The sequence below is a fragment of the Bradyrhizobium sp. Leo114 genome (assembly GCF_055229415.2).
Genome location: NZ_JBUYEN020000209.1, coordinates 1 through 496, shown reverse-complemented (window position 1 = coordinate 496; position 496 = coordinate 1). Strand labels below are relative to the sequence as shown.

The 496-nt window shown below is 60.7% G+C and carries 1 protein-coding gene; it reads right to left on the bottom strand.

Going from position 1 to position 496, the window contains the following annotated elements:
• Nucleotides 1-20: 20 nt before the first annotated feature.
• Nucleotides 21-496 (bottom strand): IS66 family transposase (locus ACZIRK_RS45445; RefSeq protein ID WP_474419874.1); only part of this gene is annotated, 476 nt, incomplete at its 5' end.

The window sequence follows — 496 nt, the reverse complement described above, 5'->3', positions numbered from 1 at the left end:
GTAAGCGCTTAGCCGCAACCCTATTGACACTGGCTTGACGTTTTGCGGAACCGCCACGGCATGAGGTCTTCGATTCTGTTATGGGGATGGCCGTCGATGATCGCCTCGAGTGTTTCGGCGATGTAGGCGGCCGGGTTGACGTCGCTGAGCTTGCAGGTGGCGACGATCGACGCAAGCAAGGCCCAATTTTCAGCCCCGACCTCATGACCGGCGAAGAGCGCATTTTTTCTGGTCAGGCAGACTGGCCGGATGGCGTTCTCGACGGGGTTCGTGTCGAGCTCGAGACGCCCGTCTTCGAGGAAGCGGGTCAGCCCTTGCCAATGATTGAGCGCGTAACGGATGTCCTCGGCGAGCGTCGAGCCGCTGGAGATCATCGACAGCTGCTTCTCGAACCACGGCTTCAACGCCTCGACGATGGGCAGCGAGTGTTCCTTGCGCGCGGCCAGCCTGGTGTCCGGCGATGAACCACGTACCATGGCTTCGATGGCGTAAAGCT